This is a genomic window from Candidatus Babeliaceae bacterium (genome assembly GCA_041660765.1).
Lineage (GTDB): Bacteria > Babelota > Babeliae > Babelales > Babelaceae > JBAZVR01.
In genome coordinates this window covers 1-22,780 of record JBAZVR010000004.1, presented here as the reverse complement: position 1 = coordinate 22,780, position 22,780 = coordinate 1, and the positions used below count along the sequence as shown (strand labels likewise).

24 protein-coding genes are annotated in these 22,780 nt (G+C 36.9%); 21 read left to right on the top strand and 3 right to left on the bottom strand.

Translation table 11 applies throughout. The annotated features are described in order from the left end of the window. Positions 1–5: 5 nt before the first annotated feature. The 9 genes from WC707_06415 to WC707_06375 all read left to right on the top strand — a co-directional run bounded on the left by WC707_06415 (position 6) and on the right by WC707_06375 (position 5,081). A complete protein-coding gene (locus tag WC707_06415; protein ID MFA6066786.1) occupies positions 6–581 on the top strand; it encodes a nitroreductase family protein in 576 nt (191 codons plus the stop codon). 27 nt (positions 582–608) lie between these two features. Then, positions 609–1,241, top strand: a complete 633-nt coding sequence (locus tag WC707_06410) for a nitroreductase family protein (protein MFA6066785.1) — start codon at positions 609–611, stop codon at positions 1,239–1,241. Between the two features lie 45 nt (positions 1,242–1,286). Continuing rightward, entirely contained in the window at positions 1,287–1,829 is a 543-nt protein-coding gene (locus tag WC707_06405) for a hypothetical protein (GenBank protein ID MFA6066784.1), read from the top strand. 69 nt (positions 1,830–1,898) lie between these two features. Beyond that, complete coding sequence (locus WC707_06400; protein ID MFA6066783.1) at positions 1,899–2,387, top strand: hypothetical protein; 489 nt, start codon at positions 1,899–1,901, stop codon at positions 2,385–2,387. Then, positions 2,380–2,853 (top strand): hypothetical protein, encoded by a 474-nt coding sequence (locus tag WC707_06395; protein ID MFA6066782.1) that lies wholly within the window; start codon positions 2,380–2,382, stop codon positions 2,851–2,853. Before WC707_06400 ends, WC707_06395 begins: the two co-directional genes overlap by 8 nt. Positions 2,854–2,880: 27 nt before the next feature. Next, positions 2,881–3,366 carry a hypothetical protein gene (locus WC707_06390; protein ID MFA6066781.1) on the top strand — a complete coding sequence of 162 codons (486 nt, stop codon included), beginning with the start codon at positions 2,881–2,883 and terminating at the stop codon, positions 3,364–3,366. 33 nt (positions 3,367–3,399) lie between these two features. Next, positions 3,400–3,855 (top strand): hypothetical protein, encoded by a 456-nt coding sequence (locus WC707_06385; protein MFA6066780.1) that lies wholly within the window; start codon positions 3,400–3,402, stop codon positions 3,853–3,855. A 33-nt stretch (positions 3,856–3,888) separates the two neighbouring features. Continuing rightward, a complete protein-coding gene (locus WC707_06380; protein MFA6066779.1) occupies positions 3,889–4,371 on the top strand; it encodes a hypothetical protein in 483 nt (160 codons plus the stop codon). A gap of 14 nt (positions 4,372–4,385) precedes the next feature. After that, a complete protein-coding gene (locus WC707_06375; protein MFA6066778.1) occupies positions 4,386–5,081 on the top strand; it encodes an RNA methyltransferase in 696 nt (231 codons plus the stop codon). Here WC707_06375 and WC707_06370 read toward each other — a convergent pair. Next, on the bottom strand, positions 5,056–6,669 hold the full coding sequence (locus tag WC707_06370; GenBank protein ID MFA6066777.1) for an alkaline phosphatase family protein: 1,614 nt from the start codon (positions 6,667–6,669) through the stop codon (positions 5,056–5,058). The two genes, WC707_06375 and WC707_06370, sit on opposite strands and share 26 nt — an antisense overlap. Positions 6,670–6,672: 3 nt before the next feature. Next, positions 6,673–8,334: an alkaline phosphatase family protein gene (locus WC707_06365; protein MFA6066776.1), complete on the bottom strand. Its 1,662-nt coding sequence runs from the start codon at positions 8,332–8,334 to the stop codon at positions 6,673–6,675. Positions 8,335–8,544: 210 nt separating this feature from the next. On the opposite strand from WC707_06365, the gene WC707_06360 reads away from it, so the two are divergent. After that, on the top strand, positions 8,545–8,871 hold the full coding sequence (locus WC707_06360) for a hypothetical protein (protein ID MFA6066775.1): 327 nt from the start codon (positions 8,545–8,547) through the stop codon (positions 8,869–8,871). A 7-nt stretch (positions 8,872–8,878) separates the two neighbouring features. On the opposite strand, the gene alr is transcribed toward WC707_06360, so the two are convergent. Next, positions 8,879–10,006, bottom strand: a complete 1,128-nt coding sequence (gene alr, locus WC707_06355; GenBank protein MFA6066774.1) for an alanine racemase — start codon at positions 10,004–10,006, stop codon at positions 8,879–8,881. Positions 10,007–10,403: 397 nt separating this feature from the next. On the opposite strand from alr, the gene WC707_06350 reads away from it, so the two are divergent. The 11 genes from WC707_06350 to WC707_06300 all read left to right on the top strand — a co-directional run. Further along, positions 10,404–10,922, top strand: coding sequence for a hypothetical protein (locus WC707_06350; GenBank protein ID MFA6066773.1), 519 nt, complete (start codon positions 10,404–10,406; stop codon positions 10,920–10,922). 242 nt (positions 10,923–11,164) lie between these two features. After that, positions 11,165–11,656 (top strand): hypothetical protein, encoded by a 492-nt coding sequence (locus tag WC707_06345; protein MFA6066772.1) that lies wholly within the window; start codon positions 11,165–11,167, stop codon positions 11,654–11,656. Positions 11,657–11,891: 235 nt separating this feature from the next. Beyond that, positions 11,892–12,059: a hypothetical protein gene (locus WC707_06340; protein ID MFA6066771.1), complete on the top strand. Its 168-nt coding sequence runs from the start codon at positions 11,892–11,894 to the stop codon at positions 12,057–12,059. 286 nt (positions 12,060–12,345) lie between these two features. Next, the gene (locus WC707_06335) at positions 12,346–12,876 is read left to right on the top strand and encodes a hypothetical protein (protein MFA6066770.1); all 531 of its coding nucleotides are present in this window, start codon (positions 12,346–12,348) and stop codon (positions 12,874–12,876) included. 177 nt (positions 12,877–13,053) lie between these two features. Continuing rightward, positions 13,054–13,653, top strand: a complete 600-nt coding sequence (locus WC707_06330; protein MFA6066769.1) for a hypothetical protein — start codon at positions 13,054–13,056, stop codon at positions 13,651–13,653. Further along, positions 13,650–17,231 (top strand): mechanosensitive ion channel domain-containing protein, encoded by a 3,582-nt coding sequence (locus WC707_06325; GenBank protein ID MFA6066768.1) that lies wholly within the window; start codon positions 13,650–13,652, stop codon positions 17,229–17,231. Before WC707_06330 ends, WC707_06325 begins: the two co-directional genes overlap by 4 nt. 6 nt (positions 17,232–17,237) lie before the next feature. Beyond that, on the top strand, positions 17,238–17,669 hold the full coding sequence (locus WC707_06320) for a hypothetical protein (protein MFA6066767.1): 432 nt from the start codon (positions 17,238–17,240) through the stop codon (positions 17,667–17,669). Positions 17,670–17,675: 6 nt separating this feature from the next. Then, positions 17,676–20,465: a hypothetical protein gene (locus WC707_06315; protein MFA6066766.1), complete on the top strand. Its 2,790-nt coding sequence runs from the start codon at positions 17,676–17,678 to the stop codon at positions 20,463–20,465. A gap of 9 nt (positions 20,466–20,474) precedes the next feature. Beyond that, positions 20,475–21,404 (top strand): hypothetical protein, encoded by a 930-nt coding sequence (locus tag WC707_06310; GenBank protein ID MFA6066765.1) that lies wholly within the window; start codon positions 20,475–20,477, stop codon positions 21,402–21,404. 9 nt (positions 21,405–21,413) lie between these two features. Further along, positions 21,414–22,346, top strand: a complete 933-nt coding sequence (locus WC707_06305; protein MFA6066764.1) for a hypothetical protein — start codon at positions 21,414–21,416, stop codon at positions 22,344–22,346. Between the two features lie 9 nt (positions 22,347–22,355). Beyond that, on the top strand, positions 22,356–22,780 hold a 425-nt coding region (locus WC707_06300), incomplete at its 3' end, for a hypothetical protein (GenBank protein ID MFA6066763.1).

The following is a 22,780-nucleotide window of genomic DNA, read 5'->3' as shown; positions in this document are numbered from 1 at the left end:
TGAACATGAAAGATAGAGTAGCAGAGCATTCTATTGATACAATTTTCATAAAAAGGCATTCAGCGCGAGCAATGTCCGGTGAGAAAATCACACACGATGAATTAATGTCACTTTTTGAAGCAGCACGATGGGCACCATCGTCATACAATAATCAACCATGGCAATTAGTCTATGCTGTACGCGAGACACCGGCATGGGATAATTTTTTTAATGTATTGGTCCCCGCTAATCAAAGCTGGGCAGTGAACGGTGCCGTATTAATTATGGTGGCATCGCGCAATAATTTTGAATTCAACAACAAGCCTTCTCGTACCCATTCATTCGATACAGGCGCCGCTATGGAAAATTTGGCACTACAGGGGTCTCTCATGGGACTGGTTGTTCATGGCATGGAAGGCTTTGATTATGACAAGGCGCGCCAGGTTGCACATCTTCCGGATGACTATACCGTTGAAGCAATGTTTGTTGTTGGCAGACCTGGCAATATCACAAACCTACCGATAGATCTACAAACTCGAGAAGAATTATCGGATAGAAAAAAAATTGAAGAATTTATTTTCGAAGGTATATTTAATAAATAAACTAAACTTATGTATAGGGAAAATATTATGAAATCTGTTGTATACGGCATCGCAATTTTAATAACGATGTCTGCATACTTTTACTATGCAAGCCTGACTTCATGCTCGGTCGACAAAATTTTTATCAACCGCCACTCATCACGGGCAATGTCTGGAGCTCCCGTCCCGCACGATGAGTTAATGACCCTATTTGGCGCAGCTCGCCTTGCCCCTTCTTCATTCAATGATCAGCCATGGAGATTCATTTACGCACGCAAGGGAACACCGGCTTGGCAAAAAATGTTTGATCTATTGGTACCCTTCAATCAAGCATGGGTTGGCACGGGTGACGTACTTATTCTTATCGTTTCTCATAATAACTTTGAACATAACGGACAATTTTCACGTACGCACTCATTTGATACCGGCGCTGCTATGGAAAATTTGGCGTTACAGGGCTCTCTTATGGGATTAGTTATACATGGGATGGCCGGCTTTGATTACGACCGCGCCCGCGTAGAATTTAACATTCCTGAGGATTATACCGTCGAGGCAATGTTTGTTGTTGGTAAACCGGGAAAAGTGGAAGTTTTGACGCAAGAATTGCAAGAAAAAGAAGTTCGCTCCCCACGCAAATCACTGAGCGAGATAATTTTTGAGGGCGCCTTCACAGCACAATAATTTTTAAAAAAATCGTATTATTTTTTACACATAAAGGATCATCTCATGATGAAAATGAATAACAATACAACTGCAGCTTTAATAGCTTTCATGTTTTGTGTGCCGCGCGTACACGCTATGGAAAGTGCATTTATTAGACAAATGCAACAATGCACTCCAAATCAGGCGTTTGTTGCAACTGCGGGAATTATAGGTATTGGTTTTGCGGGTAAAGCAGTATACGATTACAAATCGAATACGCCGCCCGCAACTACCACCCCTAAACATTACAGACGCTCTGATGCAACGAATGCCGGCATTGGATTACTAGCTCTAGCAACGGCAAGAAGCGGCGTATTAGAGTGTCCTCTTAATAAAATACACAATACAACATCTACGTTGGTACAGAATCATCCATATGCAACAGTTATTGGACTTACCGCCTTGGTAGTAATAACTGGGAGAATAAAAGCAAACTCTGATTACAGACAAAAAAGCAATACTTGGAACAATCTCCCAAACGATGAGAAGACAACCAAAATAGCTGAAAAACCAAGCCGCCCTGTCGAATCTTGGTGCTGGAAAAAAATACGCAATATGTGTTCATAAAAAACATAAAAATTTGAGAGTAGTAATGCCAAAGCACATAGTATCAGCAAAAAAATGAAAGTTATTCTTGTGAATAAAAATATAACAGCAGCTTTGACGTTTTTTATGCTCGGCGCATCAAGCATGCACGCCGTAGATATAAATATAACTCCCAATCAGGCGTTTGTTGCTACCACGTTTATCATGGGTTCATATCTTTTGCATGAAGGAATAACCTTTTACAAGACAATTAGCGGCGTAAAAACCTGCACAAATTGCCGCCCAGAGATCGACAGATCTATTTTCCCAGATACCCTTAAAAGATCAATTACACTATCAGCAACCCATATTGGAGGGGGCGCTGCATTGCTGACGGTAGCAGCGGCAAAAAGTGGTGTTCTAGATTATACCCTTAACACAATAACTTATACCCTGCCGATTATCACAGAGCGCCCTGTATTAACTTCAGCTGCTGCATTGGGCGGATTTGCTTTCTGGAAAACTGGATTACCACAACAAATTCCCGCTTACTCTTGTCAATTTTTAAAGTATTGCAAAGAAAGGTTATCGCGTGATTAAAAAATGTTCTTTTTTATTAAGCTTCTTAACAACGAGCGCAGCATATGCAATAAATGCGGATTTTGTTAAAAACATTAACTGGGCGAAGCACGGTCAAACGGCAAAAAATAATCTTATAAGCACGCCATACGACAATTTTAATACACTTCCTGCAACATGTTTTTTGTTTGGCGGAGCAGTCGTCGCACGAGAAGGCTACAAATGGTACAAAGGGAATAATGATCAACTAGCTAGTGTAAATAAAATAGGCGCCTCGAGCCTGCTTATGATTACTGGCGGCGTGCTTGCATATTCTGGCAAATGTGATTCCTGGAGTAACCAACTTGGAAGCTATATACCTTCATGGGCACAGACGGTGTATAATAATCCATTAGGGGTTGCCATTATCGGTACGGCTGGTTATTGGTTTTTGATAAAACCATACATTGCATCACGCAAAGAGAAACATACGCAACCACAAAATTAATAATATATACCCACAAAAGAGAATCTCATGATTAGACATAATAAAAAACGCATTCTTATTATCGCTTTAACTATCGCAACCGCCTGGACGTTTGATAGCAGAGCGAATGTTATTCAAGACCACCCGTATCTCACCGCCATCGGCTGCATAACTGGCTTAACGATACTTGGTTGTTACAGAGCTAAAAAAAATGCACAAGCTGGATCGGATATTACAGATTTAATAAAGGATCCGGAAATATACTGTACCGACGAGACTGAAACACTGGCGGCTTCGCTTAATATCAGTAAGTTGATTGATCATACCATTGTCAAAAAATATGTGCCTAGCGAATCGATTAGTACGATCGCATCCAATATATGTAAGAACTATAATAGTAACATGACTAGTGAAACGAGAACGCCTGAAAACCTCCGTAATGCTTTTCAACCGCTGAGAGACAAGTCGACAGTTGAGCGCAAAATGCTTGCATGGACGAGAAATTATTTTACTAAGTTTTCTTCAAAAAAATAACTTAACAATCACTGACATAAAAAAGAGCAACTCATGATTAGACACAATAAACAACGCCTTCTTATTATCGCCCTAACTATTGCAACCGCCTGGACGGTTGATAGCAGAGCGAATGTTATTCAAGACCACCCGTATCTCACCGCCATCAGTGTAGCCGGCTTAACGATACTTAGTTACAGAGCTATGCAAAATATACAAGCTGGATGGGATATTACAGATTTAATAAATGATCCGGAAATAATACATAAGATCCGTAATGATTGGTTTGATATGGATAAATTTACTGGCCATAAAATTGTTAAAAAATATGGGCTTAACCAGGCTCCTAATTCTATCGTCGACCAGATTAACACTAAAATGCAGAGGCAAAAAAAAACACCTGAAACCATGGCCGAGCCTTTTCAACTAGCAAGAGATACTACAACGGTCGAGCGCAAAATGCTTGCGTGGGCGAGAAATTATTTTGCTAAGCCTTCTTCAAAAAAATAGTTTAACAATCACTGACACAAAAAAGAGCAACTCATGATTAGACACAATAAACAACGTCTTCTTATTATCGCCCTAACTATCGCAGCCGCCTGGACGGTTGATAGCAGAGCAATATCAATTCAAGACCACCCGTATCTCACCGCCATCGGCTGCATAACTGGTATAACTATACTTTTCAGAGCTCAACAAAATATACAGGCTGGGCGAGATGTCACAGTGCTCGTTGATTTTACCCAAAAAAAGCTTATAAGTCCAAATGGGTACCTCTCTATTGGCGATTTAAAACGTCATGTTACTTTCGAAAAAATAACTGGATGGAGAGACAACAAAGCCGCCGAAAAAAATGCTGATGATATCCTAGATCAAATCAGAAAAAAATATATTGAAACTAAAAATAAGAAAGACCCACAAGATGTAGATAACGCTTTTCAACCGCTGAGAGATAATGCGACGGTTGAGCGCAAAATGCTTGCGTGGGCGAGAGACGGGATATTTGGGACTTTTTCAAAAAAATAATTTATAGGGGGCAGATGATGCACGGGGATGTTCAAAAAAAATTAATAGCATATTTAGAGCAATTTACCACAGCGCATAAGGTTGAATTAATTGATAGCGTGCTCGAAAAGCGCACGCGGCATGTTACCATCGCGCTGGAAGATATTTTTCATGGGCACAATATTAGCGCAGCCGTACGATCAGCCGAAGGCTTTGGGGTACAAGATGTGCACATTATTGAACAACGTCACCGATATGCATTCAAAAATGGCATAGACAAAGGGGCTTCAGAGTGGCTTTCTGTGCAACGCTTTGATAATAAAGCTATTAATAATACACAGGCCTGCTTTGAATATCTTAAAAATAATGGTTATGCCGTAGTAGTAACATCCCCACATGCTCAAGGATACACGCTTGACACCCTGCCTCTCGATAAAAAAATTGCCCTTGTCTTTGGCACCGAACAAAGCGGCGCAACGCAATATGCCTTAGAAAATGCCGATATGCATGTGCGCGTACCTATGTACGGGTTTACAGAAAGTTTTAATATTTCGGTCTGCGCGGCTCTGTGTTTATATGATATTACTACTCGTTTACGTAAGTCTGACGTGGTGTGGCAATTAACTGAACAAGAAAAGGCGGCTATAAAGCTTGATTGGCTTAGGAATATTGTCCGCGGCGCTGACGAACTTGAAAAGCTTTTTCTCACACAGGCAGAAGTTCTGCCGTAGATGCTGATGGACGCGGGACGTTAAGAATGTGCGCGAGCGTTACGGGTAACTGTTGAATAATAACCGGCGTGGCAATTTTTTTATGCATAAAGCGCCCGTACTGATAAAGCATAAGAGGCACGTGCGTGTCATCATCATACGGAATATTATGCTTGGTTCCCCATGTCTGTTTACTAATATCGGTATACGGGTCGAGTTGAAAAATAATTTCGCCATTTCTATTGGGATACAGTTGTTGCTTAAAATTATATTCTAAACTATGTGGTTGATAATCGGCGCGTATCAATTGACGTTCTGTCCATGCCCGTTTAACACCAGGATAATTCATTAATGATTGACATACGGCTTCAGCAACTTCAGATTTTTTTTCTTTGGTCAAAGCACTAAATATATCTTGCTTAAGATAAATAAAGGGCGTCTTGATATGCTCTACAATATTTGAATATGCATACTTTTTTTCGATATACGCATTAATTGTTGCCTTAAGATCATGACTACTTATTCTGTGCGCAAAATCCAAACCCTGCTTATTAACCAAACTCGTAATAGGGTGCACCCCGTGATCAGCAGTTAAGGCGATCAGCACATCTTTTTTATCAAAATTTTTGTAAATAGTGGCAAATAATTGTTTGAGATCATGGTCCATATGATACAGCATATCGCTTATTTCTTGTGCATCGGGACCATATAAATGACCAATTTTATCAAGGCTGCTCAAGCTTAACCAAAAAATCAAATGTTCATCTTTTTTTTTATTTTTGATCCAATCACGCAGAGCCGCCTGAGCGCACTCACATAATAATTTATTAGCTGCAGGAGTTTTTTGAAAAAGAGAATAAGAAAACAGTTTATCTTTTTTTGGTATTTTTTTACCGATAAGACTTGTTTTTGTTTTTGCAAAATCATAATTATTATAAAAATTATAATGGGGCATTTTTTTATTTTTAGAAACAGGCCAAGTTATTTGTGATAATGTATGTATCTTTTTTTTATTATTAAATGCGTGTAGCCATGCGGGAAGAGCTGCATAATAACTTTTACTTGAGGTAAAAAAACCACTTGCATCATCAAACCATACCGCTTTGCCTAATTTGCCGGCCATGATAGTAGCGGCTCGGCTTTTAAGCGATAGAGCAAAGCTCGTCATTTTGTTATTTTCTGAAGACGATAACGTAATTTGATCAGAAAGCGTATCGGTCATAACATGATGCGATGATCTACCATATGCATAGAGGCCATGCGGTGCAAATACGGCAGCGGCGGGATCATTATCATCGTCACATTTGATCTTCTGTTCACCAGAAAACCACGCGTTATTAACTATGCCGTGTTCTGATGGAAAGGTTCCTGTCGCCAGAGCAGCATGACCAACTCCGGTAACAGGTGCACCATGTGGTTGAAACGCCTGCGTGTACGTAATGCCATTATCATGTAAAAATTTTATCCCACCCTTAAAATGCGTCTGCAATTTTTGCAACTCATGATACGCAAACTGATCGATCACGATAATAAGTGTCAGTTGCGGTGTACCAACCTGGGCACATATTACACGACCAATAACAAGTAAACATAAAAATATTTTTTTCATCGTTTACTTTTTAACACCATTATATGATATGCCCGATAGTAAGTTGAACGTTGAAGCACTTGGTCGAGGCACTCGGAGCATTTCTGCCAATGATACGGTTAATTGCGGAATATACGTTGTTTCCATAATTGTCTTATTAAAAAGCTTCCCTTTTTGATACACAATCAGCGGCACATGCGTGTCATAATCATATGGCGTGCCGTGCGCGGTCCCTGAGGTAAAAATATCGATATAATTGTACGGTTGCACTTGGCATATAATATGTCCTGTTCTATTTCTATAAAGCTGATTTTTAAAATAATTCGGAAGCACGTTGCATGCATACGGTGACCATGATAACTCATCAAATGTCCAAGCATACTTAATACCAGGATGATTCATCAGGATATTTTTAATGTCATACATAATCGTATTTCTTTGTGATTTTGATAATTCTAAAATGTTCTTATTACAATAAAAAGACGGCATTCTAAAATGCTCTAGGGCATTTGATATACCATGTTTTTTTTCTATGGCTTCATTTACTGAACTCATTAATGTTTTAGAATCAATACGTTGTGCAAAGGTTAATCCATTTTTTTTAACTTCTTCTAGAATGGGCACGATACCATGATCTGCTGTCAGTGCAAAAAGCACATCTTCTTGGGGCACCGCTTCATATACTTTATCTATAAAATCTTTGAGTTGTGTATCAATTTTGTATAACATATCAAGCGCTTCTAAACTATTGGGGCCGTACACGTGGCCTATTAGATCAAGGCTACTTAAACTGAGCCACAGAACAACGCGCTCCTGAGGATTGTTAGTAATGGTATTTTTTAAACACGCTGTCGCACAATCTAACAAAAGCTTATTCGCGAGGGGTGTCTTTTCAAAAAACAAAAATGGGTCATGTTCTTTTTTATCAATTTCATGCTTAACCCCTATCCAACTTTTTTTAACACTAGAAAATTCATAATCATGAGTATTAGAAAAATTATATGCTGGACTTGACGCGGGATAGGTCAAATCCCATGTATAATCTTTGAGTTCTGATATATTTTTTTCTTGATTAAAATCTTTCACCCACTGTGGCAGTTCATCAAAATACACTTTGCTTGAGGTAAATGCCCCAGATTGCGCATCAAACCACACCGCTTTTCCCAATCGCCCTGCCATGCCAACCGCAGACCTGCTTTTCAGTGATAAAGAAAATACTATATTTTTTGCATGAGGATATGAATTCATAATTAATTGATCAGATAATGTATCAACCATAATATTTTTTGGAGAAACGCCAAAATTGTATAACCCGGTTGGCGAAAAAACAGCTGCATGCGGGGCATTATCAGCATCACAGGTAATACTATTACCCTGCGCATCAAGCCAATTATTACCTATTATGCCATGCTCTTTTGCCAATGTTCCGGTACCAATACTCGTATGCCCAACTCCAGTTTCTGGCATACCATGCGGATGAAACGCATTAACATAGCGTACGCCATTATCATGTAAAAATTTTATTCCACCTTTAAAATAGGGCTGCAACTTTTGCAACTCATGATACGCAAACTGATCAATAACAACTACTATAGTTAACTTGGGCGCCTTATCTTCTGACCGCACAAAATATGAACAAAAACATATAAACAGCATAAAAACTTTATGTACCATTGTATTTTTCATACTCATCACGCCCCTTAATAAACGTACCAGTTACAACTATTAGTTATAGACTATCACGTAATATTTCCAAATTGCAATATTTATCAATTATTGCGTAAAAAAATATAAAATTAATCACACAAAACTGCAGCTAGGCTGGATGTATCACAAATACCTGGTATAGTTATGGTATTGACAATAATAATGTGCAAAAAAATACAGAAAGACACTATGAAAAATATAATAAAAATGTATATAGGTATGATCATTTTTTCGTGCCCGATGCAAGCAGTGAAGAAAAGTATTTCTATCACTAATCACGCTGGTAAATGGACTAGGGTCGGTATTAATACTGCACCATGGAACAAATGGGAAACAATTGCTATAGAACCTGGAGATACCGGCATATTTAGAGTTACAGAACATGACGAATGTGTAGGAATCTTTCTATGCGGCAATAGTAATAACTCGATTAATATTCATCGTGATAATACAAAACATGCATTCTTTGTTCACAATGCACAAAATGTGGCAAAAATACGCGTAAGCGCCGAATAAAGTAAAGTTAATCTACAACTATGCGTTTAATAGTAGAACTAATTCTTGTTGTTATTTCTATGTTAATAGTGCCGGTTAATTGAGCTAATGCATCAGCAGATATCTGAGTATCGGGCCCGAGTAGCGTAACGTGATCGCCTATGCACACGTCTGGCACAGGCGTAATATCTACTGCGGTAAGATTCATGCTCACAATACCAATGACCGGTGCATAGTGATTACCAATTTTCACGATTCCTTTATTGCTGAGCGCTCGAGGATAACCGTCTGCATATCCAATAGAAATAACGGCAATTTTCATGGGATTGGCTGCAATAAAAGTTTTGCCATAACCAACGCTGCTACCTGCGGGAATATCTTTAATCTGTATAATACGGCTTTTCCACGACAAAACGGGTAACAGTTCTAATCCTGGCATGATGCATTGCGCGCGTTTTTTTGAATTATCTGAACTCCAGAGACCATATATATTTGTTCCACAGCGAGCAAGTGAATATTTTTTATCATGTGCATATTCTAATACACCTGAAGATAATGCATGCGTTAGGGGAATACGTATGCCAGCCTGATGTAACTCAGCAAGCATTGTATCAAAAAGCGCTAATTGTTTTTCTGAAAAACTGATATCAGTTTGATCTTTATCACCAAGATGCGTAAAAATCCCAGCAATAGTAATGCGTGGGAAATGCTTATGCACAAACTGTATAAATGCTACTGCTTCTTGAGGCGCTATGCCTAAGCGAGACATTCCAGTATCTATTTTTACATGCACTACGGCCTGCTTGTCTAATAATAACGCAGCCTCATGCAGACGTTGTGCGTCATGGAGATTATACAGCGCAAGTGCAATAGTATTTTTGATCGCATCGTGACAATTTTCAGGCATATAGGCCAATGATAAAAATGTCTTTTTAATACCACTTTTTTGCAACTGCACAGCTTCTTCTACCTGCGCCACACATATCATATGAACATCAGGAATAGTATCGACAATCTGTGCTATTTCCAAAATACCGTGACCGTAGGCATTTGCTTTAACAACAACCGCAAGATGCGATGGATAAATAAGCTGTTTAATAATAGTACTATTGTGAATAAGCGCTGAGCGACTTATTTCTACCCAACTGTGATTCATAGATAACATGCACGCTGTAAAAAATTAATAATATGGTAATAAATAGTGTATATAATTTAACGCTTTTTTAAAGACATTTACGATTTTTCCAAGCACTATCAAAAACATGCACATCCATTCGCGTTCATCGATCAAAACGCATTATCCAAAATTTTGCATTAATATTTCAATCCGAAGTTGTTATAGAAAATATATTTAATTTTTTTGATTTTTTAAAAAATATCGATACGTTTATCTAAAACAGCAGTGAATTTTCTCAATCAAGAAAGCGTATTACATGAACATTTCTTAAATATTATTTCTTGCCAGTCAACAATATCTCTATCTCGAGATTTAAGTCATATAAAAATTGAAAATTTAATTATATTTATCATCATAGTTACACAGGATCTATTTTATGAAAAAATTACTATTACTATGCACAATCGCAACCAATTTCGGCTCACTTCACAGCATGAATCCGGCACGGCCAGTGCAGTTACAAGAATTACACAAAGCAGCGGGTGGATATTTCTTTGGAGGAGATTATTTCACCAAGCAACTCGATGTATTTGATAATACATATAAATTAACCAAGAAAGAAGCAAGGGGTATCGCGCAAACTGCTCAGTCATATCAGATTTTCCATTTTAAAAATGAAGTAGCATCTCAAATGCAGTGTGGACTTGGTATTTTAACAGTTTTATATATATGTATACTCCCAGCAATGCTTGGAATTGGGCGCCCGTCAGTTACCACCGGATCAATTGGCGTGGCGGGTCTTTTGGGTGGAACAATAGCTATTACAGAAATAGCAAAACGAATAAATTCAAAAAATAATATGAGAATATGTGGGATTATGAACGATCTCCAAAGAAAAGTTCCTAACTATTATGAACGATCTCTAAAGAAAAATTCCCAACTATATGAATTCTAAAGATTAAACAACAAGCATTTCAAAGGGTATTTTAAAAATGTTATTACATATTTTATTTTCAATAGTCTGTATTTTAGCTCCACTGCATAGCATGGAGCAGAAGAATGTTCTTTTCGAGCCAGAAAAAAAACCACAAATGGTGTTTGTGCAACAACCTAACTTTAATATCGGCATGAATAGCACTCCTATATTACCGCCCATAAATCAATAATATACAAAACAACAATCAAACAGAATTTATTATGAAGAAATTACTATTACTATGCACAATCGCAATCAATTTCGGCTCACTTCACAGCATGAATTCGGCACGGCCAATGCAGTTACAAGAATTACACAAAGCAGCGGGTGGATATTTCTTTGGAGGGGATTATTTCACCAAGCAACTCAATGTATTTGATAATACATATAAATTAACCAGGCCAGAAGCAAGATGTATCGCGAAAACTGCTCAGTCATATCAGATTTTCTCTTTTGAAAATGAAGGAATTTCTTACAAGCAACTTGGACTTGGTTTTTTAACGGTTTTATGTGTATTCCCAGCAATGTTTGGCGTAGGCCATCGCTGCCCTTCAGTTACCGATGCATCATTTAAAACAGCAGGTGCTTTGGTTGGAATAATCGCTGTTATGGAAGTAGTAAAAAAAGTAAACGAAAAAAATCAAGATAGAATACACGGAATCACGGTTGATCTTACTGAAAAAGTTGGTGATTACACTCATTCTCAAATTTAAATAATAAATATTTCAGAAGGTATTTTAAAAATGTTATTACATATTTTATTTTCAATAGTCTGTATTTTCGCTCCACTACATAGCATGGAGCAGAAGAATGTTCTTTTTGAGCCAGAAAAAAAACCACAAATGGTTTTTGTGCAACAACCTACCTTTAATATTGGCGTGAATAGCACTCCTATTTTACCGCCCATAAATCAATAATATACAAAACAACAATCAAACAGGATTTATTATGAAGAAATTACTATTACTATGCACAATCGCAACCAATTTCGGCTCACTTCACAGCATGAGCACAGAGCAAGCACGTCAAGAGCGATTGGCAAAATTACACGATGCAGCGAGTGGATATTTCTTTGGAGGAGATCGTTTTACACGCAATATGAATTCTAAAGATTAAACAACAAGCATTTCAAAGGGTATTTTAAAAATGTTATTACATATTTTATTTTCAATAGTCTGTATTTTAGCTCCACTGCATAGCATGGAGCAGAAGAATGTTCTTTTCGAGCCAGAAAAAAAACCACAAATGGTGTTTGCGCCGCAACCTAACTTTAATATTGGCGTGAATAGCGCCCCTATTTTACCGCCCATAAATCAATAATATACAAAACAACAATCAAACAGGATTTGATACAATTGCACATAAACACCGTAGCAATACGTCTGACGCGGCTTTAATAACGATGAATGCGCTACTTGTTGAATTGCATAAACAAAAACATGATCCGGCGATTTTTATTTTTGCAGAAACAAATGATAAAAATTGGCTAGATGGTGCAATAATAAAACAATTTAATAGTGTTGAAATAACGCCGATGACTGATGCACATAGAAAAATTTATATAGAAGATAGATTAAAAAATTTCGTTATTGCTAATAAACAAAATGCTATACATATAGTTTCAAAAGAAACAAAAGGCCTTTCTCGTCGCAAAATACAAATGGCACTGAATAGTGCTTTTTTTCTCAGTATAAGAACTCAACGAAAAGACAACGATGTTGATGAATACTCTCAAATCCCCGAACCAACTATTGTGTCAATTAAAGATCTAGTTACCTGTATACGACAAGAGCAGACAAGTCGTGCCGTTCCCTATTCGATTACAATAGATCGGTTCGTGAGAGATTCTCAGCCTTATCTTGCATGCATAGATGTTTGTATCATTTTTGGGAAAATAGTATTAGGCCTATACAATCTTTCACAAAATAAATAAATTTAGATGTTTTTAAACGCACATCAAGCAACTGGATATTAAACAACAAAAGAATTATTGCGATGTCTGATTGAAACAAGAATAATAAGCAAAAAAGAGGCTCTTAATATCAAAATATGCTACGCTTATATGTCTCTATTTTAGTCTTTCATTAATAGTGCGTATAAAAGAGTTTGTGTGGATAATCAGATACATCAAGGCGTTGTTATATATTCCGGTAAGCCGTATCACAAGAAAATTATTATTTTAGATGATAATCTTGGCAAAGTTGAAGCAGTTCTTGATGATAATGTACTTAAAAACAGGCTCATACATGGGGCACTGATAGAATATACCTATCGCCCATGGCATCATATGTATCAACTTTTTAATACCACATATGTCTCTGCTCCTGCTGATTGGGTTGATCTGGTTTTTTTGCACCATATTTTGGAAATGAGCAATTATTTTTTGGCAATACATTGTAATGCACATGCTGTTTTTAATCTTTTTACGTTATTATACCAGCCTTACGTGCATCACAATGCACTCATATGGAAAAAAATTTTCATGTGTCGCTTTTTTTCACTTCTTGGTATTTGCCCTATTAATGCACTTGATTACGATAGTGACTTTTTTCACTTGATTTCGCAACCCATCAATATTATGTTGAATATTCAGAAAGACATTCGTTTTGAAAAAAAAATTGATAGGTGGCTTTTAGGATGCATGCATACTCATCCTCATGCACACATGTTTAAAACGGTTAATTTTATAACTAAAAATGGGCATTTATGAACAATATTTTTCGTATTTTTATAAAAACTTTTTTGGGAATTCTGTTGATGCCGCCTATACTTATAGCGGGACCATTTGATAATTTTATTAAAACAGACAAACCCAATGAATCTCATCAAAATTCTTATACCAGCGGCTATGAAAAACAACTTCAAATTTTAGAAAAAGAAAAAGTTGATCAAGCAGCTCACGATCAAATTAAAGGCAATATAGAAAAAATTTCTGCAGAAATTGCTGCGGTCAAAGAGAAGATGAAAAATGTTTCTGGTAGAGAACTTGACCTTCTTAATAAAAAATTCTCTGATATAAGTCAAAGCTATCAACTTTTGACAGAAACAGAACACCTGCAGCAACAACTCATTGCATTGACCGAACAGCACATTAAGCTTTTGCAAGAATATAAAGCTGATCCAGATTTCAAAAATTTTAAAACTCCTGTTAAAACAACAACAACATATACCGACTTTCAACAAGTTTCTGGAAAAATTTTTGACCACAAATTACGCCTTACTGAACTGGAAAAAAATAAAAAAAGCACCGCGTATGATCTCAATAAGCGCAAAAAGGCTGCAAGTAGCGCTCAAGATGATTATAGAGAGAAGAAAAAACAGCAAGAAGATTTTAATCTTATTAATAAAAAAACTGAAACGAAGGGTGAAAAATTCAGTTTTAAAGAGCAAGGCGAATTGCTTGATGAACAGGTAAAACTCTCATTAATTAGAAAAGAATTAGCTGATTGGAAAGTAAAAGAAGCGGAAGCAAAACTTTCACTCTTAGACTCTCAAATAATGATCATTAAAGGCCAAACATCAGCGCTTAAAGATGATTATACGAGAATTAAACGCTCATTAAACGTTGATGCCCGCTTTGTAAAAAAAATCGAAGATACATTAGATGAAAAGCGACAACTGTTTGTTGATAAAAATGATCAAATTAATGACAAGTTACGTGTTTTGGCAACATTGCGAGATGAATTAAAAACATCAATAGCAAGCTTAATGCAACAATATAATCTTTCTTCTATTGATTTTACAACGCTCACTGAATGGAATAAAGAGCCAAAAAGCACCAATGACTGGATTGTGCTATGCACCATTGGAAGCACGAGCACCAAACAAGTGCTTATAAATACAGAACGGGAATACTTAGAAGCCCAGCTTGAGCTTGAAAAAGCAAAGTTTCATCATGAAGAAATTGAACGAGATATTATTAAGTCCTGGCATAAAATGCTTAATAATAAATTTAGAACAGATACCGAAGAAGAAGTTGATCAAGAAATTAAACGTTATGAACTAAAAAGGCTTGAGGTTCAAACGGACCTTACAGCATTAATTGATCGAAGAGCTGCTGTCATTAATTTATTATCTGAACTTAATAGCTCACTCGATAAAGTAAAAGCCCTCGCCAATAAACTACGGGAGCAAAAAAATCTTTTATTTCTTGATAATTCCAATGATTATCTCAATGGGGTACGCCTTCTTAATAAATCTGAAGAAAATATTAGAAAACGTATTGATATCACAGCAAAATCTATTGAAGTCTACTCTTCAACAATTTCATTTTTAACCGACATTAATAAAAAAATAGAAGAAATCACCGAAGAATTAAGCTCAAAAGGATTTTGGCGTAGAAGTATGCAATCAATAGAATGGGGAGAACTACAAAATTTCATTCCTGATCTACGGCAATTTTGGAAAGATATTTATGCAACTATAGTTGCCTCTTTTTCAACGTTATCATTAAAAATGATACTGTCTTCTTTATTTGCCTATTTTTCTTCATTCGGCATTCTTACCCTGCTTTTGCTTGTAGCAAGTTTTTTGGGTATAAAAATATTTTTACCAAAAATACGAGATTACGTTGCTCTTTATAGCGCACAACGTATAAGAACAAGTAGTATAATCACTTTTTTATCTATTGTTATGTCGTTTACCGGTGATTATATTAATATTTTATATTGCTGGGTTGCATTATTCTTTTTATTGGTAAATAAGTCTTTTTCACAGCCGTTTGTTATATCAATTTTCTATTTACTCTCTATCCCCTATTTGATATACATAGCGTGGAAATTTATTAATTATCTATTAACGATAAATGCTCAGCGCAACTATCAACTCATCAGCCAAGCATATCAAAGGCGATTTTTGTGGGTTATTGCACCGTTAGTATATGCTACCATCTTTATATTTTTACTCCGCCAAGCATTTTTAATGGGCGGTTATAATTCTTCTTACGTTCCGGTCATTCTTCTGGCGCTTAATTTTATCTTACTACAAATTGCGTTGATAAGTCTTATTAGTAAAGAACAATTATTAAGTATTATTCCGACAGATACGCCTCTATGGGAATGGATTATTGAACACGTTAATAAATATTATTATGTTTTGCTGCTCGGCATTATCGCAATTATTATTATGAGCAATCCTTATGTGGGATACGGCAGACAGGTATTGTATGTACTTTCAAGAATGCTCATTACTATTTTGGTAATACCGCTTTTTTCATGGTTGCATAATCGTATCAAAAAAACATCGTCAGACTTGTTCTTTTATTACTCTGATGGCGAAACTATCAAAGAACGTTTTTCTTCTGGCAGAACATGGTACGGACTTTTTGTCATTGCCACTTTTTTTATATTTGCACTGGTCGGCATTATTATTTGTTCTGGAATTTGGGGATATAGCGTTACTTGGTTAGATATTACACATTGGCTTGAACTTCGTTTGTATTCTCCAGGAATTGATGAAGCAACGGGAAAAGCGATCGAAGTTACCGCCCTTTCATTAGGCAAAATTTTTGTTTTTGTCATCGGCGGCATTGGCGTTACCTATATTGTTAATCATTTTGTTCTGCAACGTATATTTGATCCATTATTGATAGGTTCAGGGGTTCAAAACACTATCCTAACTCTCACGCGTTACGGCATTATTTTGTTTGCACTGCTTATGGGTCTACAAAGTGCCGGCCTTGATGCTATGACAACAAAACTCGTTGTCCTCATAGGTATTCTTTCATATTATATAAAAGAGCCCGTGGCGGATTTTTGTGCTTATTTTATTATTTTAGTTCAACGCCCTATCAAGATTGGCGATCTCATAACTATAGAAAATGAAGTTGTTGGCGTAGTACGACAAATAACCCCGCGCTCCACGGTCGTTAGAAGAAAAAATAGCGTCATGCTCATTATTCCTAATTCACATATTATTACAAAAACAGTAATTAATTGGAACTACACGAGAACCTTTTTCGCCTTTGAAGATATTTTATTTACCATTCCCTACTATCATGATCCTATCATTGTAAAACAGCTGATGAGTAAAGTTTTGGATGAGAATATTAATATCCTCAAAAACCCCGCCCCTATTATTTGGCTCAATGGTTTTGTCGATAATGGCTATCAATTTTTGGTACGTGGATTTTTAACCGCAGATAAAGTTCTGGAACAATGGGAAATTTCATCCCATATCAGATTTGAAATTGTTAAAAAACTCAAATCTGTTAATATTGAGCTCGCATCTCCAACATTAATTAAAATAAATCCTCATGACATTAACATACAAAAAGCTCTAGACAATTAACGCAAAATGCAAGAAATAAACCCCCCTTGGATACAACACCCAGAGTTCCCTCCTTATGACTGCTTTTGGCGCCAATCAGGAGAATTCTGGTATCTAGATGTTTGGCTGCCCTACTGGCGCAGCTTGTCTGAAGAAGAAAAAAAACATTATTTAGAAAAATGGAATGCGCCAGAAGAATGGCTTCGTCATTATGATGTAACAGATTTTGATCCAGATTGGTTTGATGACGTAGTCAATGCTTGGATAGAGCTGCAAGAAGAAGACAAGATGAAAGAAGAAGAAAACATGCCTACCTATAAAAAAATATTTAATAAAATATTTAAAAAATATCGCTATCACATACTACTTATTCTTATGTTTGCCGGCTGCTCAGGCATGTATATGTATTATCATGTATCACCATATGACATTAACATACAAAAAGCTCTAGACAATTAACGCAACATGCAAGAAATAAACCCCCCTTGGATACAACACCCAGAGTTCCCTCCTTATGACTGCTTTTGGCGCCAATCAGGAGAATTCTGGTATCTAGATGTTTGGCTGCCCTATTGGTGCAGCTTGTCTGAAGAAGAAAAAAAACGTTATGTAGAAAAATGGAATGCGCCAGAAGAATGGCTTATATTTACACCTCTTGATCCAGAACGCTTCGACTACGCAGCCAATGTTTGGCTAGAAGAAGACAACATAAAAGAAACAGAAAGCATGCCTACCTATAAAAAAATATTCAATAAATTAAAAAAATATCGCTATCACATACTACTTATTCTCATGTTTGCCGGCTGCTCGGGCATGTATGTGTATTATCATGTATCACCATCTACAACACCCAAAGACTTGCTCTATAACAACAAGCCGATTCCAAGGCTATCCGATCAAATACCCAATGAACTTGATTTAGAACAAGCATCCTGTCATAATAAAAAATTACCCAAAAACTTGTTCTATAAAAACAAACCAATTCCAGATGCATGTATGAAAAAACTTACTCCAAGACCATCCGATCAAATGCCCAATGAACTTGATTTAGATACATTCATTCCAGGACAGGACGACGCCGAGCATGACATATATCGGTGGAAATATATCGGCACATTGCCACATGGACCTCATCTTGTATATGCTTACTATTCATGCCAAAGCGATGACTGCACATATACCGAAATTAGTATCATACGACGCATAGGGAATATATTAAAAATTGCTGATAATGGTTGTAATAGTATCCGTGAAGAGCATGCTTCAACATCTATAAGCGAAGAGTGTACTCTTGATGGAGATACGCTTACGTACTCTCAGAAAATGCCCTATTCTCTACTGTATGATGAAATCATACAAAAGTATCCAGAACTTGAAGAAAAATTACAAAATAAAAAGGGGACAGATTTATCTTCTGAAAACGCTGGTCATGTAGGTTCTGGTACCTTTGAAGTAACAATTACGGGATGGGGTCAATTTTCTAATAAACGCTGTATCTCGTTTACTCCTGCACAAGATAATAATGATTTTGATGCTCAAAATTGGCTAAAAAATACACCGAAAGCCTCTTTGGATTTGGGAGACGCGACATTTGGTGTTTTTGCAGTATATGCTTCTCAACATCCCCATGAACCACTCACTATGGAGCAGCTTAAAGAAATCGTGCTTGAAGCAATAACTTATACAGCAGAACAAGCATCCTGTCATAATAAAATATTACCCAAAAACTTGTTCTATAAAAATAAACCAATTCCAGATGCATGTATGAAAAAACTTACTCCAAGACTATCCGATCAAATGCCCAATGAACTTGATTTAGATACATTCATTCCAGAACAGGACGACGCCGAGCACGACATATATCGGTGGAAATATATCGGCACATTGCCACATGGACCTCGTCTTGTATATGCTTATTATTCATGCCAAAGCGATGACCACACATATACCGAAATTAGTATCATACGACGCATAGGGAATATATTAAAAATTGCTGATAATGGTTGTAATAGTATCCGTGAAGAGCATGCTTCAACATCTATAAGCGAAGAGTGTACTCTTGATGGAGATACGCTTACGTACTCTCAGAAAATGCCCTATTCTCTACTGTATGATGAAATCATACAAAAGTATCCAGAACTTGAAGAAAAATTACAAAATAAAAAGGGGACAGATTTATCTTCTGAAAACGCTGGTCATGTAGGTTCTGGTACCTTTGAAGTAACAATTACGGGATGGGGTCAATTTTCTAATAAACGCTGTATCTCGTTTACTCCTGCACAAGATAATAATGATTTTGATGCTCAAAATTGGCTAAAAAATACACCGAAAGCCTCTTTGGATTTGGGAGACGCGACATTTGGTGTTTTTGCAGTATATGCTTCTCAACATCCCCATGAACCACTCACTATGGAGCAGCTTAAAGAAATCGTGCTTGAAGCAATAACTTATACAGCAGAAGAAGTCTCCTATCATAATAAAGAATTGCCCAAAGACTTACTCTATAACAACAAATCGATTCCGGATAAATGGATGAACCGACTTACCCCCAGAATATCCTATCAACTGCCCAATGAACTTGATTTAGATACATTTGTTTTACCCTGGGACTCTGCCGCCAATCAAGACATATGCTATTGGAAATATATCGGCACATTACCGCATGGGCCTCACCTTGTATTGGCTAATTGGACACCTCGATATGGCTCCGGATCATTTACCGAAATTAGTATCATACGACGCATAGGGAATACATTAAAAATCGCTGATGATAGTATCGGTACAGGGTATCATTCAACGTGTATATGGGACGACGCGTGTACTCTTGACGGATATACGCTCACATACGTTCAATGTATGACTAGTTATTCACTCCTGGATGATGTGATCATACCAACGTATCCAGAACTTGAAAAAGAATTACGGAATAAACAGTGGGAATGCGACCTTGGAAGCCTTTGGGATAGAAGAGGCACTCATGAAATAGGTTATGGTACATTTGAAGTAACAGTTACGGAGCAAAATAAATTTAAAAATAAACACTTGATTTCACTTACTCCTGAAAAAAGTTATGATGGTTTTAACGCTCAGAAGTGGCTAAAAAATACACCAAAAGCTTCTTTGGGTTTGGGAGACGCGCTATTTGGTGTTGTTGACGCATACGCCTCTCAACACGCTTATAAACCGATCACTATGGAACAACTTAAAGAAATGGTGCTCGAAGCATTAACGTATGCGGCAGAAAAAGAAAAATAATTACACGTCATGAAAGAAACAGAAAGCATGTCTACCTATAAAAAAATATGTAATAAAATATTAAAAAAATATCACATGATACTTATTCTCATGCTCCCCGGCTGCTCGAGCATGTACAATTATCATGCATCACAATCTGCAACGCGGATAGAACAAGCATCATGTCATAATAAAAAATTACCCAAAGACCTACTCTATAATAACAAACCAATTCCAGATGCATGCATGAAAAGACTTACTGCCGACCTATTTCAATTTAAATGGCCCCACGAAATTGATTTAGATACATTCATTCCACAACAGGACAATGCAGGACGCGGCATGCACCAATGGGAATATATCGGCACATTACCGCATGGATCTCATCTTATATATGCTTATTTGTCACCTCAAGATGGTACCCGTAAATCCAGTTCAATTCATATCATAAGCCGCATAGGAAATATATTAAAAGTTGCTGATCATAATATCATCGGCTACGATGCAGGTCCAACAATGATCTTAGAAAAATCAAGTACACTTCGCAAAAATACGCTCACGTACTGTCAGGTCATGGCCGATTTTTTACTGTATTACTTGATCATAGAGCAGTATCCAGAACTTGAAAAAGAATTACAGAATAAACAACTAAAAGGTTTATCTTGTGGAAGCCCTAGTTATATAGGTTATGGTACCCTTGAAGTAACAATTACGGCACAAGATGAATTTAAAAACAAACGCTTAATTTCGTTTACTCCTGCAGTTGATGATGATTTTGATGCTCAGAATTGGCTAAAAAATACACCAAAAGCCTCTTTAGGTTTGAAAGACGCGATACGTGGTGTTATTGGAGTATATGCTTCTCAACATGCTCATAAACCACTCACTATGGAGCAGCTTAAAGAAATTATGCTAGAAGCAATAACCTATATTGCAGAAAAAGAAAAAGAAGAAGAATAATTACATCTCATGAAAGAAACAGAAAGCATGTCTACCTATAAAAAAATATGTAATAAAATATTAAAAGAATATCACATGATATTTATTCTCATGCTCCCTGGCTGCTCGAGCATGTACAATTATCATGCATCACAATCTGCAACGCGGATAGAACAAGCATCCTGTTATAACAAAAAATTACACAGGGACCTACTCTATAACAACAAACCAATTCCAGATGCGTGTATGGAAAAACTTACTCCAAGACTATCCGATCAAATGCCTAATGAACTTGATTTAGATACATTTATTCCAGAACAAGACGATGCCGAACGCGACATATATCGGTGGAAATATATCGGCACATTGTCACATGGGCCTCATCTTGTATATGCCCATTGGAAGCCTCGATATGGTGCCGGAACATTTACCGAAATTAGTATCATACGACGTATAGGGAACACATTAAAAATTGCTGACAACACGATAGATGGAGGAGAGTATGCTTCAACATCTATAAACGACGCGTGTACTCTTGACGGAGATACGCTCACATACGCTCAACGCATGACTAATTATTCACTCCTGTATGATGTGATCATACCAACGTATCCAGAACTTGAAGAAAAATTACGGAATAAACAGTGGGAGTGTGACCTTGGAAGCCTTTGGGATAGAGGAGGCACCCATGAAATAGGTTATGGTACCTTTGAAGTAACAATTACAGAGCAAGATGAATTTAAAAATAAACACTTGATCTCATTTACTCCAGTAACAGCAGGTGATGAATGTTGGTATCGTCATGATTGGTTAAAAAATACACCAAAAGCTTCTTTGGGTTTGGGAGACGCTATACGTGGTATTATTGTAATAAATGCTGCTCGACACGCTACATTCACTATAGAACAGCTTAAAGAAATGGTACTAGAAGCATTAACTTATACTGCAGAAAAAGAAGAATAATTATATCTCATGAGCAATATACAAACATTTGAGCACGATATAATTAAACTCCTGCGTAAGCTTGCTCAGGAATATCCTGCGCCATCACATGCACTCTTGGTAAGCGCAATTGCACAGCTCATGGCTCAAAAAACCGTGCGAAAACAATTGCGCACTATTTCCAAAAATTATCGTCAATTATTAAAAGGATATCGTGGTTTTCACAGTCCAAAAATGATTGATTGCTGCAGAATTGGCTGCTGCGATCATCATGTATACGACAAACTGCTACGGTCGGAACGTTTTTTAACCGCCCATATCCTACCACAATTGCGTGAACAATATTCTACAATAGAGACCGTGCATCTATTAGGCATTGCTAGTTTTGACGAGGACGGATACATTCGTCAAGCAGCGCTGGAGGAAATGGAACGGTTGCCGACAGATGCAATATT